Below are 17369 nucleotides of genomic sequence, written 5' to 3'. Positions count from 1 at the left end.
GATGACGGTCAATGGCCCCATTGCAGCGGAGGCGCTCGGCATCACGTTGATGCATGAGCACATCCTCAACGATTGCCGCTGCTGGTGGCATGCGCCGAAAACGCCGGAGCGGCAGTACCTTGCCGGTGGTTTCGTCTGCATGGAAATATTGGGCGAACTCAAGCAGGACCCCTTCGTCAACAAGCACAACATTACGCTTGATGACGAACCGCTGGCGATTTCAGAACTGCGCGCCTTTGCCAATGCCGGCGGCAAGACCGTGGTGGAGCCGACATGCCGGGGCATTGGCCGCAATCCGCTGGCTCTCCGGCGCATCGCCAAAGCCGCGGGTCTCAATGTGGTGATGGGGGCCGGCTATTATCTCGGTTCCTCCCACCCAGCCGAAGTCGCGGCCATGACCGTGGGCGATATCGCCAACGAGATCGTGCGGGAAGCGGTGGAAGGTGTCGATGGCACCGACGTCAAAATCGGGCTTATCGGTGAAATCGGCGTCTCGTCGGATTTCACCGCGGAGGAGGAGAAGTCGTTGCGCGGTGCAGCTCAGGCACAGGTGCGGACGGGCCTTCCCCTCATGGTGCACTTGCCGGGCTGGTTCCGGCTCGGCCACCGCGTGCTCGACGTCGTGGCGCAGGAGGGTGCCGACATAAGGCACACGGTTCTTTGCCACATGAACCCTTCCCACGATGATTTCAGCTATCAGAGTGAACTCGCCGCCCGCGGTGCATTCATTGAATACGACATGATCGGCATGGATTTCTTCTATGCGGATCAGCAGGTGCAGTGCCCGAGCGACGAAGAAGCCGCCCGCGCCATCGTGCGCCTGGCCGAGGCCGGTTATCTCGACCGGGTTCTGCTGTCGCATGACGTGTTTCTGAAGATGATGCTGACCCGCTATGGCGGCAATGGCTACGCCTATGTGCTGCGCCATTTCCTGCCGCGCCTCAAGCGGCACGGCCTCGATGAAACGGCTCTTGATCAGATGATGCGGGCCAATCCGCGCTCTGTTTTTCAGGCTGGAGCCTGAAGCTAACCCCTATTTTGATATTCACGAAAGTTTGGTGATCCCATGACAAAGAAAGTCCTTCTCGTTGGCGAAAGCTGGGTCAGTTCGGCCACGCACTACAAAGGTTTCGATCAGTTCGGCAGTGTAACGTTTCATCTGGGTGCAGAGCCGCTGGTCAAGGCGCTCGCGGGCAGTGCATTCGAGCTGACCTACATGCCCGCGCATGAAGCGGTCGAAAAATTCCCCTATGACATGGCAGGGCTGGATGCCTATGACGTCATCATCCTGTCGGATATCGGCGCGAACTCGCTGCTGCTGCCGCCTGATGTTTGGCTGCATTCGCGCACCGTTCCAAACCGGCTGAAGCTGATCAAGGCCTGGGTGGAAAAGGGCGGCGCGCTGCTGATGGTGGGCGGGTACTTCTCGTTCCAGGGTATCGATGGCAAGGCGCGCTGGCGGCGGACCCCTGTGGAAGACGTGCTTCCGGTGACCTGCCTTCCCTATGATGACCGCGTTGAAATTCCCGAGGGTACGACGGCGAAGATCGTCATGCCGGACCATCCTGTCGTGGCTGGTCTCGGCGGCGAATGGCCGGTGCTTCTCGGGGTCAATGAGGTCGAAGTGCGCGACGGAGCGGATGTCGAAGTGGTTGCGACGCTGCCGGACGATCAGGGCGGCCATCCGCTGCTGGTTCTCGGGCGCCATGGCAAGGGCAACACGGCGGTCTGGACTTCCGATATCGGGCCGCATTGGCTGTCCCCGGCCTTCTGCGAATGGGAAGGCTACGGCAAGCTCTGGAAGAACATTCTGGCCTGGCTGACGCGCTGATTTTCTCGACGCGCGAGCCGCTATCTCAAAAAACTATGAAAGGGAACGACATGCAGGAAATATCGGATCGTAGCTCCAACGCGGTGCAGGAGATATTCGGCACCAACAAGGTGCTCATTGGAATGATCCATTGCCCGGCCTTCCCCGGGGCACCCCGCTACAGGGGGGCGGATATGGATACGATTTACGATGCCTGCATGCGGGACGCGGAGGCCTGCGTGGAAGGGGGATTGCATGGTCTGGTCATCGAAAACCATGGCGATATCCCCTTTTGCAAGCCGGACGATATCGGGCCCGAAACAACCGGGTTCATGTCCGTTGTCACGGATCGCATTGCCCGGGCCATCGGCATCCCGCTCGGGATCAATGTGCTAGCCAATGCGCCCATTCCGGCTTTCGCCATTGCCATGGCCGGCGGTGCCAAGTTCATTCGCGTCAATCAGTGGGCCAATGCCTATGTCGCGAATGAAGGCTTCATGGAAGGCAGGGCGGCCGAGGCAATGCGCTATCGGTCGATGCTGCGCGCCGAGCACATCAAGGTCTTTGCCGACAGCCATGTGAAGCACGGCAGCCACGCCATCGTTGCGGACCGGACGATCGAAGAACTGACCCGCGATCTCGCTTTCTTTGACGCCGACGGTGTCATCGCCACGGGGCAGCGTACGGGCAATGCCGCAACAATTGAAGAGATCGAGGAAATCGGCTCGGCAACGCATCTGCCGCTTCTGGTTGGATCGGGTGTCAATCGCGACAACATCGTCGAAATACTCAAGCGGACCAACGGTGTCATCGTTGCATCCTCGTTGAAGCAGGGCGGGGTGTGGTGGAACCCGGTGGACATCGAGCGGGTCAAGGCATTCCGCGCCGCTGCAGAACCGGGGCTGGAGCACTGAGAGGATGGAAAACGAAAGCCTTTCCGACCGTATCCTGCGAGAAAATGCGACTGTTCTGCAAACGATGCTGGACCATCGTTTTGTCAGGGACATAAAGCACGACACGCTGAGCAGGGACGCCTTCGACCGCTATCTCGTCTATGAAGGTGCTTTTGTCGACACAGCGATTTCCATCTTCGCCTATGCGGCGGCAACGGCGCAAACCATCGAGCAGAAGCGCTGGCTCATCGCCGTGCTCGACGCGCTTGCCAATGAGCAGATCGTTTATTTCGAGCGCACCTTCGCGCGCCGCGCAATCGATCCGGCCGCATTCGACGTTACGATTCCAGCGGTTGAGGCCTTCCGGTCGGGGATGCTCTGCATTGCTGCCGAAGGCGGGTTTCTCGACATCGTGGCCGCCATGTTTGCGGCGGAATGGATGTACTGGACGTGGTCAAAGGAGGCCTCGATGCATCGCATCAGTGATCCGCTCCTCAAGGAGTGGGTTGATCTGCATGTGAGCCAGGGGTTTGCCGAACAGGCATTGTGGCTTAAGCATCAGCTTGATCTGGCGGGGCCGAGTCTTTCCGAGCAGACGTGTGTCCGGCTCAGCAGTATTTTCGGCCATGCCATGCAGCTCGAAATCGATTTTCATGACGCGCCATACCTCTAACTTTCCAAAGGCCTCCCGATGCGCGCCTATGTAATCGGCAATGTCACCATCGATGAAACGATTATCGTGGACGCCCTGCCAACCTCCGGGGCCTCCATTCTCGGCGAGGTTGGAGCGCACGATCTGGGCGGCAAGGGAACGAACCAGGCTGTCGTCATGGCCCGGTGCGGGCTGCCCACGACACTGGTCGCGCCGGTTGGAAATGATGCACGTGCGGCAGCGATCCGCCAGCGCTTGCAGAATGAGCCGCTCGTGACAGAACTGGTCGAGCTGGATGGAAAGTCGAGCGATACCTCCATCATCTTCCGGCTGCCCGACGGTGAAAATGCGATCGTGACGACAACGGACGCCGCGCAGAACCTGAGTTCAGCCGATGTTGCTGTGAAGCTCCACGCCGCTGAACCGGGTGATCTGGCGATCCTGCAGGGGAACCTGTCGCATCAGGCAACACGTGAAATCCTTGAGCAGGCCAAGGGTCTTCAGATGGTGACTGCGTTCAACCCGTCGCCATTGCGCCCCTATTTCTCGGATCTCTGGGCGCTGGTGGACATTGTGTTTCTCAACCAGGGTGAAGCCTTGGCATTGACTGGAGCCAGTGGAAAAGCTGCCGCGAACCATCTCCTGGAACGCGGCGTCGGGGATGTCGTTCTGACACTGGGGCGCGAAGGCGCCATTCTTGCGAATGGACAGGAGATCATCGCAGTGCCGGCGCAACCCTCCGTCGTGGTTGATACGACCGGGGCCGGAGATACGTTCATGTCCGTGGCCCTCGCATCGTCGGCCCGGCGCCATTGCCGCCTGGACAGGCTGGCAATCGAGCATGCGGTGCGGGGCGCTGCCATAACCGTATCGAGACGCGGAACCCATTCGGCCTTTCCGACAGCGTCGGAACTGGAAGCCTTGCTGGCATCGTCCTGAGAATCGGCGGCCTCAAGCCGTTGTGAATTGTCAGCGCCGCTTTTGCGGCAGATAATTTTGCTGCACCTGCGGGCTGAAACAGAATTTATCGGGATGACGGCACGAATAATCTGCTGTCTGGTTGCCAAAAAACCATAATTGTTCCACCAACATTAAACAGCGAAACTGAAACGTCGAAATCGGATCGAAGCTTTAATGCGTATACAATATGGTTTGCTCAGTGTGTTTCTGGCGTTTGCCCCTCCGGCTTACGCACTGGATGCAGGTTCACCGCCGGTATTGGCGCCGCTGCAGCAGCAGGCGCAAGCGGCCCGCTTGAGCGCTGAGTTTCTGTCGCGCTATCACTACAAGCCCGTTGCGCTTGACGATGCCCTGTCCGCCAAGATCATGGACCGCTTTCTCAAGGCACTCGATCCCGACAGGTTCCTCTTCGTTCAGGCCGATATCGACAAGTTCATGGCCGACAGCACGAAGATCGATGATGCGATCAACCAGGAAGATCTGCGCATCCCTTTTTCCATCTTCAACATCTATGAGCAGCGCGTTGTCGAACGCCTCACCTATGCCCGCTCGCTGCTCAAGCAGAATTTCGATTTCAGTGTGAAGGAAGATTATCCCTTTGTCCGGGACAAGGAGCCCTGGCCGAAATCCGAAGCGGAGAGCGACGAGCTTTGGCGCAAGCGGGTCAAGAATGACTGGCTCCGCCTGAAGCTTGCAGGCAAGACCGACGCTGCCATCCGCGACACGCTCGACAAGCGGTATCAGAACTCGCTGGAACGCGCTTACAAGTACAAGAGCGACGACGTGTTCCAGATTTTCATGGATGCCTACACCACGTCGATCGAACCGCATACGGATTATTTCGGAGCGACGGCATCCGCCGAATTCGATATCTCGATGAAGCTTTCGCTGGTTGGCATCGGCGCGGTCCTGCAGGAGCGGGAAGACTATACGACCATTCGCGAGCTGATGGCCGGCGGTCCTGCACAGCTGTCCGGCAAGCTGGCTGTCGGCGATCGCATCACCGGCGTGGGCCAGGGCGAACGTGGTCCGATAAAGGAAGTGGTCGGTACGCGCCTCGACGAAGTCGTCAAGATGATCCGCGGCGCGAAAGATTCCGTTGTCAGGCTGGATATCCTGCCCGCCGATGCCGGTCCAGACGGCAAGCACCGGGTGATCAGCCTCGTGCGTGACAAGATCAGCCTCGACAAGCAGGCCGCCAAGAAGACCATCCTGTCGATCAAGGATGGTGATGCCACGCGCAAGATAGGCGTCATCACGCTGCCGGCTTTCTACGAGGATTTTGAAGCACGCCGCAAGGGCGACAAGAACTATCGGAGTGCAAGCCGCGACGTGGCCAGGCTTCTGGCCGAACTGAAGAAGGACAAGATCGATAACGTTCTCATCGATCTGCGCAACAATGGCGGCGGTTCGCTGGCCGAGGCCATTGATTTGACCGGCCTGTTCGTCGGCAAGGGGCCGATCGTGCAGGAGCGCAACGCCGGCGGCGAGGTCAATGTGGAGAAGGACAATCTTCCCGCGCCTGCCTGGACCGGCCCGCTTGCGGTCCTGATCAATCGCGGTTCCGCATCCGCATCCGAGATTTTTGCGGCGGCGATACAGGATTATGGCCGGGGCGTCATCGTCGGTGAGCCCAGTTTCGGCAAAGGCACGGTGCAGACCGTCGTCAACCTCGATCAGATCGCCCGCAACAGCAAGCCGAAATTCGGCGAGCTGAAGATGACGGTTGCACAGTTCTTCCGGGTAAACGGCGGCACGACCCAGTTGCGCGGCGTGACGCCGGATATCACCCTGCCCGGCTTCTCCGATCCCAAGAGTTTCGGCGAATCGAGCTACGACAATGCTTTGCCGTGGGCGCAGGTCAAACCGGCGGAATACACGCCAATCGGCGATGTGAAGGCATTGCTGCCGCAACTGCAGAGCCTCCACGATGCGCGGGTGCAAAAGGACCCGGACTTCCAGCGCTTCGTGGAAGATATGGCCGACCTGAAAGCGCAGCGGGAAAAGCGGGTTGTCTCGCTCAATGAAACCGAACGCCGCAATGAGATGGCGGCGCAGGCCAGCCGCATCAAGTCGCGCGAGAAGGTGAATGACGGGGCAGGCGCCGGCGACGACGACGATTCAGCCGACGCGTCGACCCAGGATGATGGCCTGCAGGCCAATGAGCGCAGCCTGAGCGCGGACATCGCCATCGAGAAAGCCCGCAAGAGCGCCAAGGATGTATTGCTCGACGAAGCAGCGCACATTCTCGGTGATGAAGCGGATTTGCTGGCGGGAATTCCGAAACTTGCAGTACAGCAGCCGGCCAATACCAACGGCAAATAGAGGCTGCGCCGGCTTTGACCGGATAATATGCTCTACCCGGTTAACCCGGGTGGAGCATTTTGCCGAACCGGTTACCTCTGCGGCCGGTCCGATGTGAGCGGCACGACAATCTCGACGATGAGACCTCTCGGTTGCGCCTTGTGGGCTCTGACCGATCCGCCATGCAGCTCGATGGCCTGCCGGGTGATGGCCAGGCCGAGGCCGACCCCCGCGCGCGCATCGCCCGTGCTTTCGGCCCGCACAAACGGCCTGAAGATTGCTTCCATCTGAGAGTCGGGAAGGCCGGGCCCCGTGTCCTCCACCCGGATCTGCAGCGCTTTCCCGCCGGCGAGGATGGCGGTGCGTATCACGACCTTGCCGCCCGGTTCGCTGTATTTGATGGCGTTGCGAATGACGTTTTCGATGGCACGGTAAATCAATTCGCCATTGACATGGGACACGGCGGTATCGACGCCGATGACCTCGAGAACAACCCCGTGTGCTTGCCCTTCAAACGCGCCGTCCTCCACGATGGCGTTGACCAGCTCCACGAGATCAACGGGCTGCTTGTCGAACTGGTACGGCTCGCCTGACTCAAGTTGCGCGAGCGTCAGTATTTCTTCGACGAGCCCGTCAAGCCGGTCGATCTCGCGGTTGATGCGCAGAAGCAGGTCCGGCAGGCGTGCGGGATTCTGTTTGAGAATTCCGGCTGCCGCTTGCAGCCGTGACAAGGGGGAGCGCAACTCGTGGGAAACATCGTGGAACAGCCGCTGCTGGCTGAGGTGAAAATCGTCAAGCTTGGCGGCAGCGATGTCAAAATCATGCCCCACGGCGGTTATCTCATCCTTGCGATGGCCGAATGTCTTGCCGATGCGGACATGAAAATCGCCCTTTGCCAGCGAACGCAAACCGGATTGAAGCGTCTCCAGCGGCCAGAGCAGATATCTGGCCAGCCAAAGCGCTGAAGCAAGGCTGGTAATGATGCCCGCAAAGATAATCGGCCAGAAGCCGAGTATTTTTGCGACAATGGAATAGCTCATCCGTTTGGCCGTGATGCTGATGCAGCCTTCGGGCGTCTGGACCAATCGCGACATCGCTGTGACTGCGGGGCCGGATTGGCAGTCGGCCGGTTCCGCATTGGCGACAATGAGATCAACGGGCCGGTTGAAGGATGAGGCCGCTGCGGCGAACCTGGCCACGGCGCCGGTGCCCGAGTCTTTCAATACCGTGGCGGCCGAATCCAGGATCGCCGTCTCGATGAGGTCTTGCGCGGCGCCCTTGGGCGGTGACAGTCCGAATATCGTGCTGATTGCCACCACGACAAGGATGACCCCGGCTATGGTGAGGGCGAGCGTCCAGAAAAATCGCCAGAAGACGCGGCCCATTACTGCCCCTCGACGAGCTGATAGCCCATGCCGCGTATTGAGCGAATCCATGACTGCCCGTCGGCAGCCTTGCCAAGCTTTTGCCGGATACTGCTGATGTGCACGTCAATCCGGCGGTCGAAGGCGGTCAGCGGACGTCCGAATGCGCCCTTGGACAGGTCCTGTTTCGAGACCATCTGGCCGGCGCTTCGCACCAGCACCTCAAGCAGATTGAACTCCGTTCCGGTCAATTCCAGCTGGTGGCCTTGCCACTCCGCGGTGCGCGAGCGCGGGAACAGTTTCAGGGCGCCGGATTGCAGCAGGTGTTCCTCCTGCTCCTGCCTGTGCCGTCCGGTCCGGCGAAGAATGGCGCGAATCCGGGCAACAAGCTCACTCGGCGAACAGGGCTTTGCCAAATAGTCGTCTGCGCCAAGGTTAAGTCCGGTGATCCGGTCGATGTTGTCGCCGCGCGCGCTCAGCATCAGGATTGGAATATCGCTGAATCGCCGTATCCGCTGCATCACCTCGATGCCGTTGAGGTGGGGCATCATGATATCCAGGACCACCAGATCATAGGACCCGGAGACACCCTCCTCGATGCCGCGCTTCCCGTCATGAACAGCGCTCGCATCCAGCCCTTCTTCCCTCAGATATTCCGAAAGGAGACTGGTCAGTTCTATGTCGTCGTCAACCAGCAAGACTTTGGTCATGGTCCGCCTCGCACTCTGAAATCAAACTTTCCTATAGCCGGTCAAGCTGCGCCCCGGGGCCGATTTTACATAACTTTACACAAACTTAACGCTACTTCACACCGAACCATTTATAGAGGCCTGGTGGGGAGAGCGTTTTTGTAAGAAGGCCTGAATCGTGCTCACATCCCTGCTCCGCCACCCCTTGAGTGTGGTCTTTCATCCCTTCCTTGCCAACGACAATTGCAAGCCCGGATCGCTTCTGGTCTTCCCTCGGGAAGATGGCGCGTGCCGGCGAAGCCGTGCCGGGGCCAGGTCGGGTCCGCAGGCCTTAACGGAAAGAGTGTAATTGAGAAATGCCAGGGCAATCAGATCAAAATGTTACAGGATTTCGCGTTCGGTCTTTCGGCCTGCTGGCCCTATTTCTCGTGCTGGCTGGTTGTAACGCGCAACAGGGCAAGCCTCCTGCTGCAGCGGCTCGTCCCGAGGTTGGTGTCGTAACGCTGCATCCGCAATCGGTTGCCGTTACCGCCGAATTGTCGGGGCGGACAACCGCCTCCCTCAGCGCGGATGTGCGTCCGCAAGTGGGCGGCATCATCCAGTCGCGGCTGTTTGACGAGGGCGGCGAAGTAAAGGCCGGGCAGGCCTTGTACCAGATCGATCCGGCGAGTTACCAGGCCACCTATGACAGCGCGATCGCCGCGCAGCAGAAGGCGGATGCGGCGGTACCGAGCGCACAGGCCAAAGTGGAGCGCTATCAGGGCTTGATCAAGCAGAATGCGGTCAGCAAGCAGGATCTTGATGATGCGGTTGCATCGCTCGCCCAGGCAAAGGCCGATGTTGCCTCGGCAAAGGCCAGCGCCGATACCGCCCGCATCAATCTCGACTACACAAAGATCACAGCCCCGATTTCGGGCCGTATCGGCAAGTCGTCCCTGACACCGGGTGCACTTGTCACCGCAAGCCAGGACACGGCGCTTGCCACCATCCGGACACTCGATCCCATCAATGTGGATGTTTCCCAATCAAGCACCAACCTGCTCAATCTGCGTCAGGCGATTGCGGATGGCAGGGTGAAGCTGAGCGGGACGAATGTGAGCGTGAAGCTCAAACTCGACAACGGGACGACCTATACGCACACGGGAAAAATGGAATTTGCCGAGGCCAATGTGGATCAGACCACAGGCACGTTCGCGTTGCGCGCGCAATTTCCCAACCCGGACCGGTTGCTGCTGCCGGGCATGTATGTGCGTGCGGTTGTCGAGGAAGGCGTCGCGCAAAACAGCTTTGTCGTGCCCCAGCGTGCGGTGACCCGTAACGCCAAGGGGGAGGCAACGGCCCTCGTCGTCGATGCGGATGGAAAAGTCGGGGAGCGTGCACTTGGCGTCCGCAGCAGCGTCGGGAACAACTGGCTGGTCGAGACCGGGATAGCCGACGGCGATCGTGTGGTCGTGGAAGGCTCGCAATTCGTGCGCGCGGGCCAGAGTGCGACGCCGGTGGAGGTGACGATCGATGATGTGACCGGGGAGATCAAGGAGCGCAAGCAGGCGGCATTGCCTCAGTCTGACCTTGCGGAAGCCGCCAATCATGAACAGAAGCCGGCGTCTGACGCCTCGGCCAAGAACTGAGGGTTCCCATGTCCGGCTTTTTCATCAACCGTCCGATCTTTGCCTGGGTGATCGCCATCGTCATCATGCTTGGCGGTTTGCTGGCGGTCAATTCATTGTCCATATCGCGCTATCCCCAGATCGCACCGACAACGGTGAGTATCAGCGGTTCCTATCCGGGCGCGGATGCGCAGACCGTCGAGAACTCAGTGACGAAAGTCATCGAACAGGGCATGACGGGTATCGACAATCTCGACTACATGACCTCCACATCGAGTTCGACGGGCAGCACCAGCATCTCCCTGACCTTTACCAGTGCCGCCAATCCCGATGTTGCCCAGATGCAGGTTCAGAACAAGCTGCAGCTTGTTACGTCGCAACTGCCGCAGATCGTGCAGAGCAACGGCCTGACGGTGACGAAATCCTCGACCGGCTTTCTCATGGTTGTCGCATTCGTTTCGACCGACGGCAAAATGACGTCGACCGATCTGGCCGATTATGTCGACAGCACCCTGAACGACACGCTGAAACGGGTTGAGGGTGTCGGCTCAACCCAGTTGTTTGGCTCGGGTTACTCCATGCGGATATGGCTCGACCCGGACAAGCTTGCCAAATATGCGCTCATGCCGAGCGATGTCTCCACGGCAATACAGGCGCAGAACACGCAGGTTTCCGCCGGGCAGCTCGGGGCCATGCCCGCACGGCAGGGACAGCAGCTCAATGCGACAGTGACAGCCAGAAGCCGGCTTCAGACGCCGGAGCAGTTTCGCAATATTATTCTCAAGAGCGCCACCGATGGCTCGCTGGTCCGGCTCAACGACGTGGCGCGCGTGGAAATCGGCGCGGAAAGCTATACGACAAGTGCTGCCTACAACGGCATGCCGGCGGCGGGTCTTGCCATCAACCTGGCCACGGGCGCCAATGCCATCAGCGCGGCGGAAGCCGTCCAGTCGGCCATTGCGCGCCTTTCCACGACTTTTCCGGAAGGGGTCAAGGTTTACTACCCCTACGACACGACGCCCTTCGTTCTTCTCTCGATAGAAGAGGTGGTCAAGACGCTGATCGAGGCCATCATTCTCGTCTTCGTCGTCATGTTCGTGTTTCTGCAAAACATCAGGGCAACGCTCATCCCGTCCATCGCAGTGCCCGTGGTGCTGCTTGGAACGTTTGGCGTGCTCGCGGTTGCAGGCTATTCGATCAATACCCTGACGATGTTCGCCATGGTGCTGGCCATCGGGCTTCTCGTGGACGATGCGATCGTGGTTGTCGAAAACGTCGAACGGGTGATGCAGGAAGAAAAGCTTCCACCGAAAGAAGCAACGCAAAAGTCCATGAAGGAAATCACCGGGGCTCTCATCGGCATCGCCACGGTGTTGTCCGCTGTCTTCGTGCCCATGGCTTTCTTCGGTGGCTCCACCGGCATCATCTATCGCCAGTTCTCCGTCACCATCGTCGCGGCTATGGTGCTCTCCGTCGTGGTTGCACTGGTGCTGACACCGGCTCTGTGCGCAACCATTCTTCGCGCTCCTGTGGCAGGGCATGCGGAGCGCAAGGGCATCTTCGGTTGGTTCAACCGGACTTTCGACCGCAGTACGACGGCCTACCGCAACGGCGCGCAAGGCATCATTCAGCGAAGCAAACGGTTTCTGGTGATTTTCCTGGCGATTGCGATTGCCATGGGCTGGATGTTTGTGCGTCTGCCAAGCTCGTTCCTTCCCGAAGAAGACCAGGGCATTTTGATCACCAGCGTGCAACTGCCGGTGGGGGCGACGCAGGACCGGACATTGCGTGTTTTGAAGCAGGTGTCGGACCATTTCCTCAACGATGAAAAGGATGCGGTGGACGGTGTGTTCACGACGGCCGGTTTCGGCTTTGGCGGGTCCGGTCAGAATGTCGGCATAGCCTTTGTCAGGCTCAAGGACTTTGCGTCGCGCCAGTCGCCGCAACTTTCGGCCAATGCGGTGTCTGGCCGGGCCATGGGTGTCTTTTCCAAGATCAGGGATGCCCGCGTGTTCTCCTTCAACCCGCCTGCGATCCAGGGCATGGGCAACTCCAACGGTTTTGAGTTCTATCTGCAGGATGTCAATGGCGCAGGCCACGATGCCTTGATGCAGACCCGCAACCAACTGCTTGGGCTCGCCGGACAAAGCAAGCTTCTGGCGAATGTGCGCCCGAACGGCCAGGAAGACGAGCCGCAGTTCGCCATCGATATCGATCAGGAGAAGGCCAGCGCGCTGGGTGTCGCCCTGTCCGATATCAACAACACGTTGTCGACGGCGTGGGGCAGCGACTACGTCAACGATTTCATCGATCGCGGCCGGGTAAAGCCCGTCTATCTGCAGTCGGACAAGGATTTCCGCATGCAGCCGGGAGACCTCGACAAATGGCATGTCCGCAATGCCTCGGGGGCTATGGTACCGTTTTCGTCCTTTGCCTCCAGCCACTGGACATTCGGCTCACCGCGGCTGGAGCGGTTCAACGGCTCTGCTGCCGTCGACATTCAGGGTGCCGCTGCTGCCGGTGTCAGCTCGGGCGCGGCGATGGACGAAATCGACAAGCTGATGAGCCAGTTGCCGGCGGGTTATTCGCACGAATGGACGGGCCTTTCGGCACAGGAAAAACTGTCGGGCAATCAGGCCACATCGCTCTATGCAATATCTGTCCTGGTCGTGTTCCTCTGTCTGGCAGCGCTTTACGAAAGCTGGTCGATTCCGTTTGCGGTCATGCTCTCGGTCCCGATCGGTATTTTCGGCGCGCTGCTTGCGGCGAGCCTGTTTGGCCAGACCAATGACGTCTATTTCAAGGTCGGCCTGCTGACGACCGTGGGCCTTGCGGCGAAGAACGCAATTCTCATCGTGGAGTTCGCCATCGAACGGCAGACCGCCGGCATGGGGCTGGTCGAGGCCACACTCGAAGCCGCGCGCCAGCGGTTGCGTCCGATCCTGATGACGTCCTTTGCGTTCATCCTTGGCGTGGCGCCGCTGGCAACTGCAAGCGGCGCCGGTTCCGGCGCCCAGAATTCCATCGGTATCGGCGTCATGGGCGGCATGATCGCGGCAACCGTTCTCGGAGTGTTTTTTGTGCCCCTGCTTTTTGTCGCGGTCAGCCGGTTGTTCCGGCGCCGGAAGAGCGCCGATGGCAAGGTTCCCGACAACAGTGAAACGGCAACAGCCGGTTCGAACTGAGGCATGGGGCGAGATAATGAGCAAGATGGACGCAATGACAATCACAACACCAGCCTCACCCGATCAGTCTTCTCGCGGGAAGCGCCATTTCCGCCTCGGTCAATTGCTTGGGTTTCTTCTGTTGAGCTCAAGCCTTGCCGGATGCGTCGTCGGGCCGGACTATCAGAAGCCGTTGATTGCGATGCCCGGCCAGTGGGGAAGCAGCAAACAGGTAAAGGCGCCCAAGCCGGCGGACCTGTCCAACTGGTGGAAGCGGTTGCGCGATCCAGAGCTGGATGCACTTGTCGACGAAGCGGTCGCAGGCAATCTGGATGTTGCCACTGCAAAGGCGAAAATCCGTGAAGCGCGCGCGACATACCGGCAGACCGCAGGCACGCTTCTGCCATCACTTGACGGGTCCGCATCGGCAACCCGAAACAGGGTGAGTGCCACCAGCACGGGGACCTCCGCGGAGACGTCCAGCCAGTTCCAGACGGGATTTGACGCGAGCTGGGAGCTCGATCTTTTCGGTGCCAACAAACGCAGCGTTGAAGCGGCAAAGTATGGTCTGGATGCAGCCGGCGAAGATCTGCGGTCCACATTGCTGACTTTGATCGGCGATGTCACCTCCAACTATGCCCAGGCGCGCGGCTATCAGGCGCGCATCGCACTGGCCCGCCGTACGGCAGCCTCGCAGAGGGAGACGGCGGCGCTCACGCGCACCAAGTTCGAGGCCGGGTCATCCTCCGCCCTCGATGTTGCCAATGCCTCCGGCCTGGCCAACAGCACGGAAGCCAACATACCATCCCTGGAGACAAGTTATGCGGAAGCGGTACACCGGCTTTCCGTCCTGACGGGCAGGGCGCCTGCAGCCCTCACGGACAGGCTGAAGCGCAGCACACCCATTCCGACGCCGCGCCTGCCTGTCCCGACAGGGGTTCCGGCCGACATCCTGCGCACGCGGCCGGACGTGAGGATGGCGGAGCGCCAATACGCGCAGTACACCGCAAAGATCGGGCAGGCTGAAGCTGCCCGTTATCCCAGCGTCAGCCTGACCGGCAATATCGACACCACGGCCCTGAATATTGGCGATCTCGGCAAGAATTCCACCATCGGCTGGTCGTTCGGCCCGGCATTGAGCGTGCCCATCTTCAGCGGCGGCCAGAAGAAAGCCGCGGTGGAAGTCGCCCAGGCACAGCGCGACCAGTATTTTGTTGCCTACCGGTCGTCGATCCTCACCGCGCTCGAAGATGTCGAAAATGCCATCGTATCGCTGGCACAGGAACGCATCAGGAATGGAAAGCTGGCCGCATCGGCCAAGCACTACCGCGATGCGGCCAGCCTGTCCCGCTCTCTCTACCAGAGCGGAACATCGAGCTTCCTTGATGTGCTTGACGCGGAACGTTCGCTGTATTCGGCGGAAGACGCCCTGCTGCAAAGCCGCGTGGCAATCGCGGCCGATTACATCGCCCTCAACAAGGCGCTTGGCGGCGGATGGAGCGGTTTGGTCGATACAGGCAAACCTGAAGTGAAGGATGTCAATACGGGTCCGCACATCGTAAGCAACCGACAGCTGATGACGAACTGGCAGAAATAAAAACGGCGAGCCCGTAAGGCCCGCCGTTCTGTGCAAAGGATTTGACTGGAGATCGTATCAACTTTGCCACTTGGCGATGCTGCTTGAGTGTCAGCGTCGCCAAATTTCTTGCATCGGGTATTAGAAGTTGCGCTGGAAGCGGATCGCGCCACCGAAAGCATCGTCGTTGCCGCCATGGGCAAGCGAATAATCCTTACGGGCACCGTCGAACTTGGTGTAGTTGAATTCAGGCGTGATCGTGAAGCCGGGAACGATTTCATAGGCAACGTTCAAAGCACCCGCCAGCGTGCCTTCGGATTCATAGGCAAGCTGCGCATTGATAGTCGCCTTGTCCGAAACCTTGGCAGCCAGGCCACCCCAGATGGCGTAGTCACCTTCCCAGGTGCCGAACCAGTTGCGGCGGCCGAGCGGTGCATCGTCATAGTTGGACTGGTAACCGCCCATGACCCATGCGGATACCGTGTCGGTGAACTTCACGTCCAGACGCAGCTTGCCGGCCCATTCCTCGACCTTGGAGTCGTAGCCGACGATGCCGGAAATCTTGCCCCAGGACTGTTCATACTTTGCGCCGGCCAGCACGTGAGGCATGTAGTCGTCGATACGATAGTCGTAGCTATAGTAGTTGTTGCCAACGCTTTCACCCTGTTCAGCGCCGATCATGGCAGAGAAGCCATTGCCCGCATTGAACGTATAGCTGACCTGGTTGCTGTGGTCCGACTGATAGTTGATCACGTCGTCGTTGATGACATTGCCGGCATAACCGGTGAACGAGCCGAAGATTTCATCGGCCACGCCGATACGAAAACCACCGAGTTCGATATAGGCATTCGGTATGGACGTATCATTGGCACCATTATTGTACTGGAAACGCGTCTCGATATAGGAGCGCAACGTGCCGAGTTCGGTTTCCGTGCGGGCATCGAAACGGAGCGTGGCGCGCGTCTTCTTCTGCCAGGTTCCGAATTCTCCGCCCTTGTAGACATTATCGCCGCCCTTGGCGTCATAACGCAGATAACCGCCGATTTTCAGGCAGGTTTCCGTGCCGGGGATATAGAAAAAGCCTTTGCCGTAGGTGTCGCAAACGCGAACATATTCAACGGCTTCTGGTTCGGCAACGACGACTGCGTCGGCAGCGCGTGCACCGGTTACTGCAACGAGCGCTGCAGCCGAGCCGAGAAGGAAGCTCTTGATTGTCATGGGGGATCTCCACACTCTATTGAATGAGTTGCTCAGCCGCATTGCCTTGCAACGAACAGATGAAATCGCTGTCTGTACCGTCCGTAATGGAGATTTGTAACGGTTTTATCACGCAACCGGTGTGGGCGGATGGGCCAAGGTGGTTTCTTGTAAAAACCATGCCTTGCCTCGACCCGTGTGCCATTCCTGCAACAGTCAGAAGCCGCTTATTTGCGATGAGAACTGTTTGATTGCGCCGGTAAAACACAATGGCGGGCTCGACAGGGGATATGAAGCAAAATAACTATGAACCATGACCGCAGCCAATGAAGACACCATCGCCAATCGCATTAGCCGCATCCTTGCGGACAGGATTGTGACGGGCCAATTGGAGCCGGGCGCAAAGCTGCGGCAGGATCATGTGGCGGAAGAATTCGGCGCAAGTCATGTCCCGGTCAGGGAAGCCTTCCGCAAACTGGAAGCACAGGGCCTTGCCGTCAGTGAGCCGCGCCGGGGCGTGCGCGTTGCGTCGTTTGACCTGGCCGAGGTGCGCGAGGTCGCCCTGATGCGCGCCGAGCTTGAGGGGTTGGCGCTCCGGCAGGCTGCGCCGCACCTGACATCGTCCATTCTGGAAGAGGCCGAACAGGCCACCGTTGCCGGCGATAATTCCCGCGACGTGCGCTCCTGGGAAGAGGCGAATCGGCGTTTTCATCGCCTGATTCTCACGCCATGCGCGATGCCGCGTCTCCTGGCGGCCATTGATGACCTTCATTCGGTGAGCGCGCGCTTTCTGTTTTCCGCGTGGCGATCGGAGTGGGAAGTTCGAACCGATCATGATCACAGGGCAATCCTGGGTTTCTTGCGCCAGGGCAATATCGAGAATGCAGTTGCAGTCCTCGAACGGCACGTGCAGTGGATCGGACAAAAGCCGGTCAAAAGCCCGACGGGTTCAACCCGCGACGTTTTCGCTATCGTCGGCTGACCAAGACAGGACGTCGCCTGCGTTTCGATTTTTGAACAGACAAACGCTTCCGCTTGTGCCTGCCGTTCACGACGGTTGCATTTTTGTGCGCGCCTTATAAAATTATAGATAATTTATGATTCTATCTATAATAAGCCATCAGATGGCGCAGAACATATGAGGCCGCACGCA

General features: G+C 59.3%; 13 protein-coding genes. 10 read left to right on the top strand and 3 right to left on the bottom strand.

Annotated features, from left to right (window positions below):
- Nucleotide 1 precedes the first annotated feature (1 nt).
- The 6 genes from RDL77_RS05710 (at nucleotide 2) to RDL77_RS05685 (ending at nucleotide 6640) form a co-directional block, all read left to right on the top strand.
- Complete coding sequence (locus RDL77_RS05710) at nucleotides 2-1024, top strand: phosphotriesterase (RefSeq protein ID WP_288192174.1); 1023 nt, start codon at nucleotides 2-4, stop codon at nucleotides 1022-1024.
- 42 nt (nucleotides 1025-1066) lie between these two features.
- On the top strand, nucleotides 1067-1831 hold the full coding sequence (locus RDL77_RS05705) for a glutamine amidotransferase (RefSeq protein WP_288192108.1): 765 nt from the start codon (nucleotides 1067-1069) through the stop codon (nucleotides 1829-1831).
- A gap of 50 nt (nucleotides 1832-1881) precedes the next feature.
- The gene (locus RDL77_RS05700; RefSeq protein WP_223614702.1) at nucleotides 1882-2724 is read left to right on the top strand and encodes a BtpA/SgcQ family protein; all 843 of its coding nucleotides are present in this window, start codon (nucleotides 1882-1884) and stop codon (nucleotides 2722-2724) included.
- Nucleotides 2725-2728: 4 nt separating this feature from the next.
- Entirely contained in the window at nucleotides 2729-3376 is a 648-nt protein-coding gene (locus tag RDL77_RS05695) for a TenA family protein (RefSeq protein ID WP_223614703.1), read from the top strand.
- Nucleotides 3377-3394: 18 nt separating this feature from the next.
- A complete protein-coding gene (locus tag RDL77_RS05690; protein ID WP_288192107.1) occupies nucleotides 3395-4294 on the top strand; it encodes a ribokinase in 900 nt (299 codons plus the stop codon).
- Nucleotides 4295-4489: 195 nt separating this feature from the next.
- Nucleotides 4490-6640 (top strand): carboxy terminal-processing peptidase, encoded by a 2151-nt coding sequence (locus RDL77_RS05685; RefSeq protein WP_223614705.1) that lies wholly within the window; start codon nucleotides 4490-4492, stop codon nucleotides 6638-6640.
- 71 nt (nucleotides 6641-6711) lie between these two features.
- Here the strand turns inward: RDL77_RS05685 and RDL77_RS05680 are convergent, their stop codons facing one another.
- Both RDL77_RS05680 and RDL77_RS05675 read right to left on the bottom strand, forming a co-directional pair.
- Nucleotides 6712-8004 carry an ATP-binding protein gene (locus RDL77_RS05680; RefSeq protein ID WP_288192106.1) on the bottom strand — a complete coding sequence of 431 codons (1293 nt, stop codon included), beginning with the start codon at nucleotides 8002-8004 and terminating at the stop codon, nucleotides 6712-6714.
- Complete coding sequence (locus RDL77_RS05675; RefSeq protein WP_223614707.1) at nucleotides 8004-8693, bottom strand: response regulator transcription factor; 690 nt, start codon at nucleotides 8691-8693, stop codon at nucleotides 8004-8006. Before RDL77_RS05675 ends, RDL77_RS05680 begins: the two co-directional genes overlap by 1 nt.
- 335 nt (nucleotides 8694-9028) lie before the next feature.
- Here RDL77_RS05675 and RDL77_RS05670 point away from each other — a divergent pair, with 335 nt between their 5' ends.
- Genes RDL77_RS05670 through RDL77_RS05660 form a run of 3 tightly spaced genes read left to right on the top strand, consistent with a single transcriptional unit; the run spans nucleotide 9029 to nucleotide 15040 of the window.
- Nucleotides 9029-10300 (top strand): efflux RND transporter periplasmic adaptor subunit, encoded by a 1272-nt coding sequence (locus RDL77_RS05670; protein ID WP_288192105.1) that lies wholly within the window; start codon nucleotides 9029-9031, stop codon nucleotides 10298-10300.
- Nucleotides 10301-10308: 8 nt separating this feature from the next.
- Nucleotides 10309-13464, top strand: coding sequence for an efflux RND transporter permease subunit (locus RDL77_RS05665; RefSeq protein ID WP_288192104.1), 3156 nt, complete (start codon nucleotides 10309-10311; stop codon nucleotides 13462-13464).
- 34 nt (nucleotides 13465-13498) lie between these two features.
- Nucleotides 13499-15040: an efflux transporter outer membrane subunit gene (locus RDL77_RS05660; protein ID WP_288192103.1), complete on the top strand. Its 1542-nt coding sequence runs from the start codon at nucleotides 13499-13501 to the stop codon at nucleotides 15038-15040.
- 120 nt (nucleotides 15041-15160) lie between these two features.
- Here RDL77_RS05660 and RDL77_RS05655 read toward each other — a convergent pair whose 3' ends face one another.
- Nucleotides 15161-16237 (bottom strand): porin, encoded by a 1077-nt coding sequence (locus RDL77_RS05655; RefSeq protein ID WP_223614711.1) that lies wholly within the window; start codon nucleotides 16235-16237, stop codon nucleotides 15161-15163.
- A gap of 292 nt (nucleotides 16238-16529) precedes the next feature.
- Here RDL77_RS05655 and RDL77_RS05650 point away from each other — a divergent pair, with 292 nt between their 5' ends.
- On the top strand, nucleotides 16530-17198 hold the full coding sequence (locus RDL77_RS05650) for a GntR family transcriptional regulator (protein WP_223614712.1): 669 nt from the start codon (nucleotides 16530-16532) through the stop codon (nucleotides 17196-17198).
- Nucleotides 17199-17369: the final 171 nt, after the last annotated feature.

Source organism: uncultured Phyllobacterium sp., from assembly GCF_902479695.1.
Taxonomy (GTDB): domain Bacteria; phylum Pseudomonadota; class Alphaproteobacteria; order Rhizobiales; family Rhizobiaceae; genus Phyllobacterium; species Phyllobacterium calauticae.
This window is presented reverse-complemented; position numbering and strand designations above follow the sequence as displayed.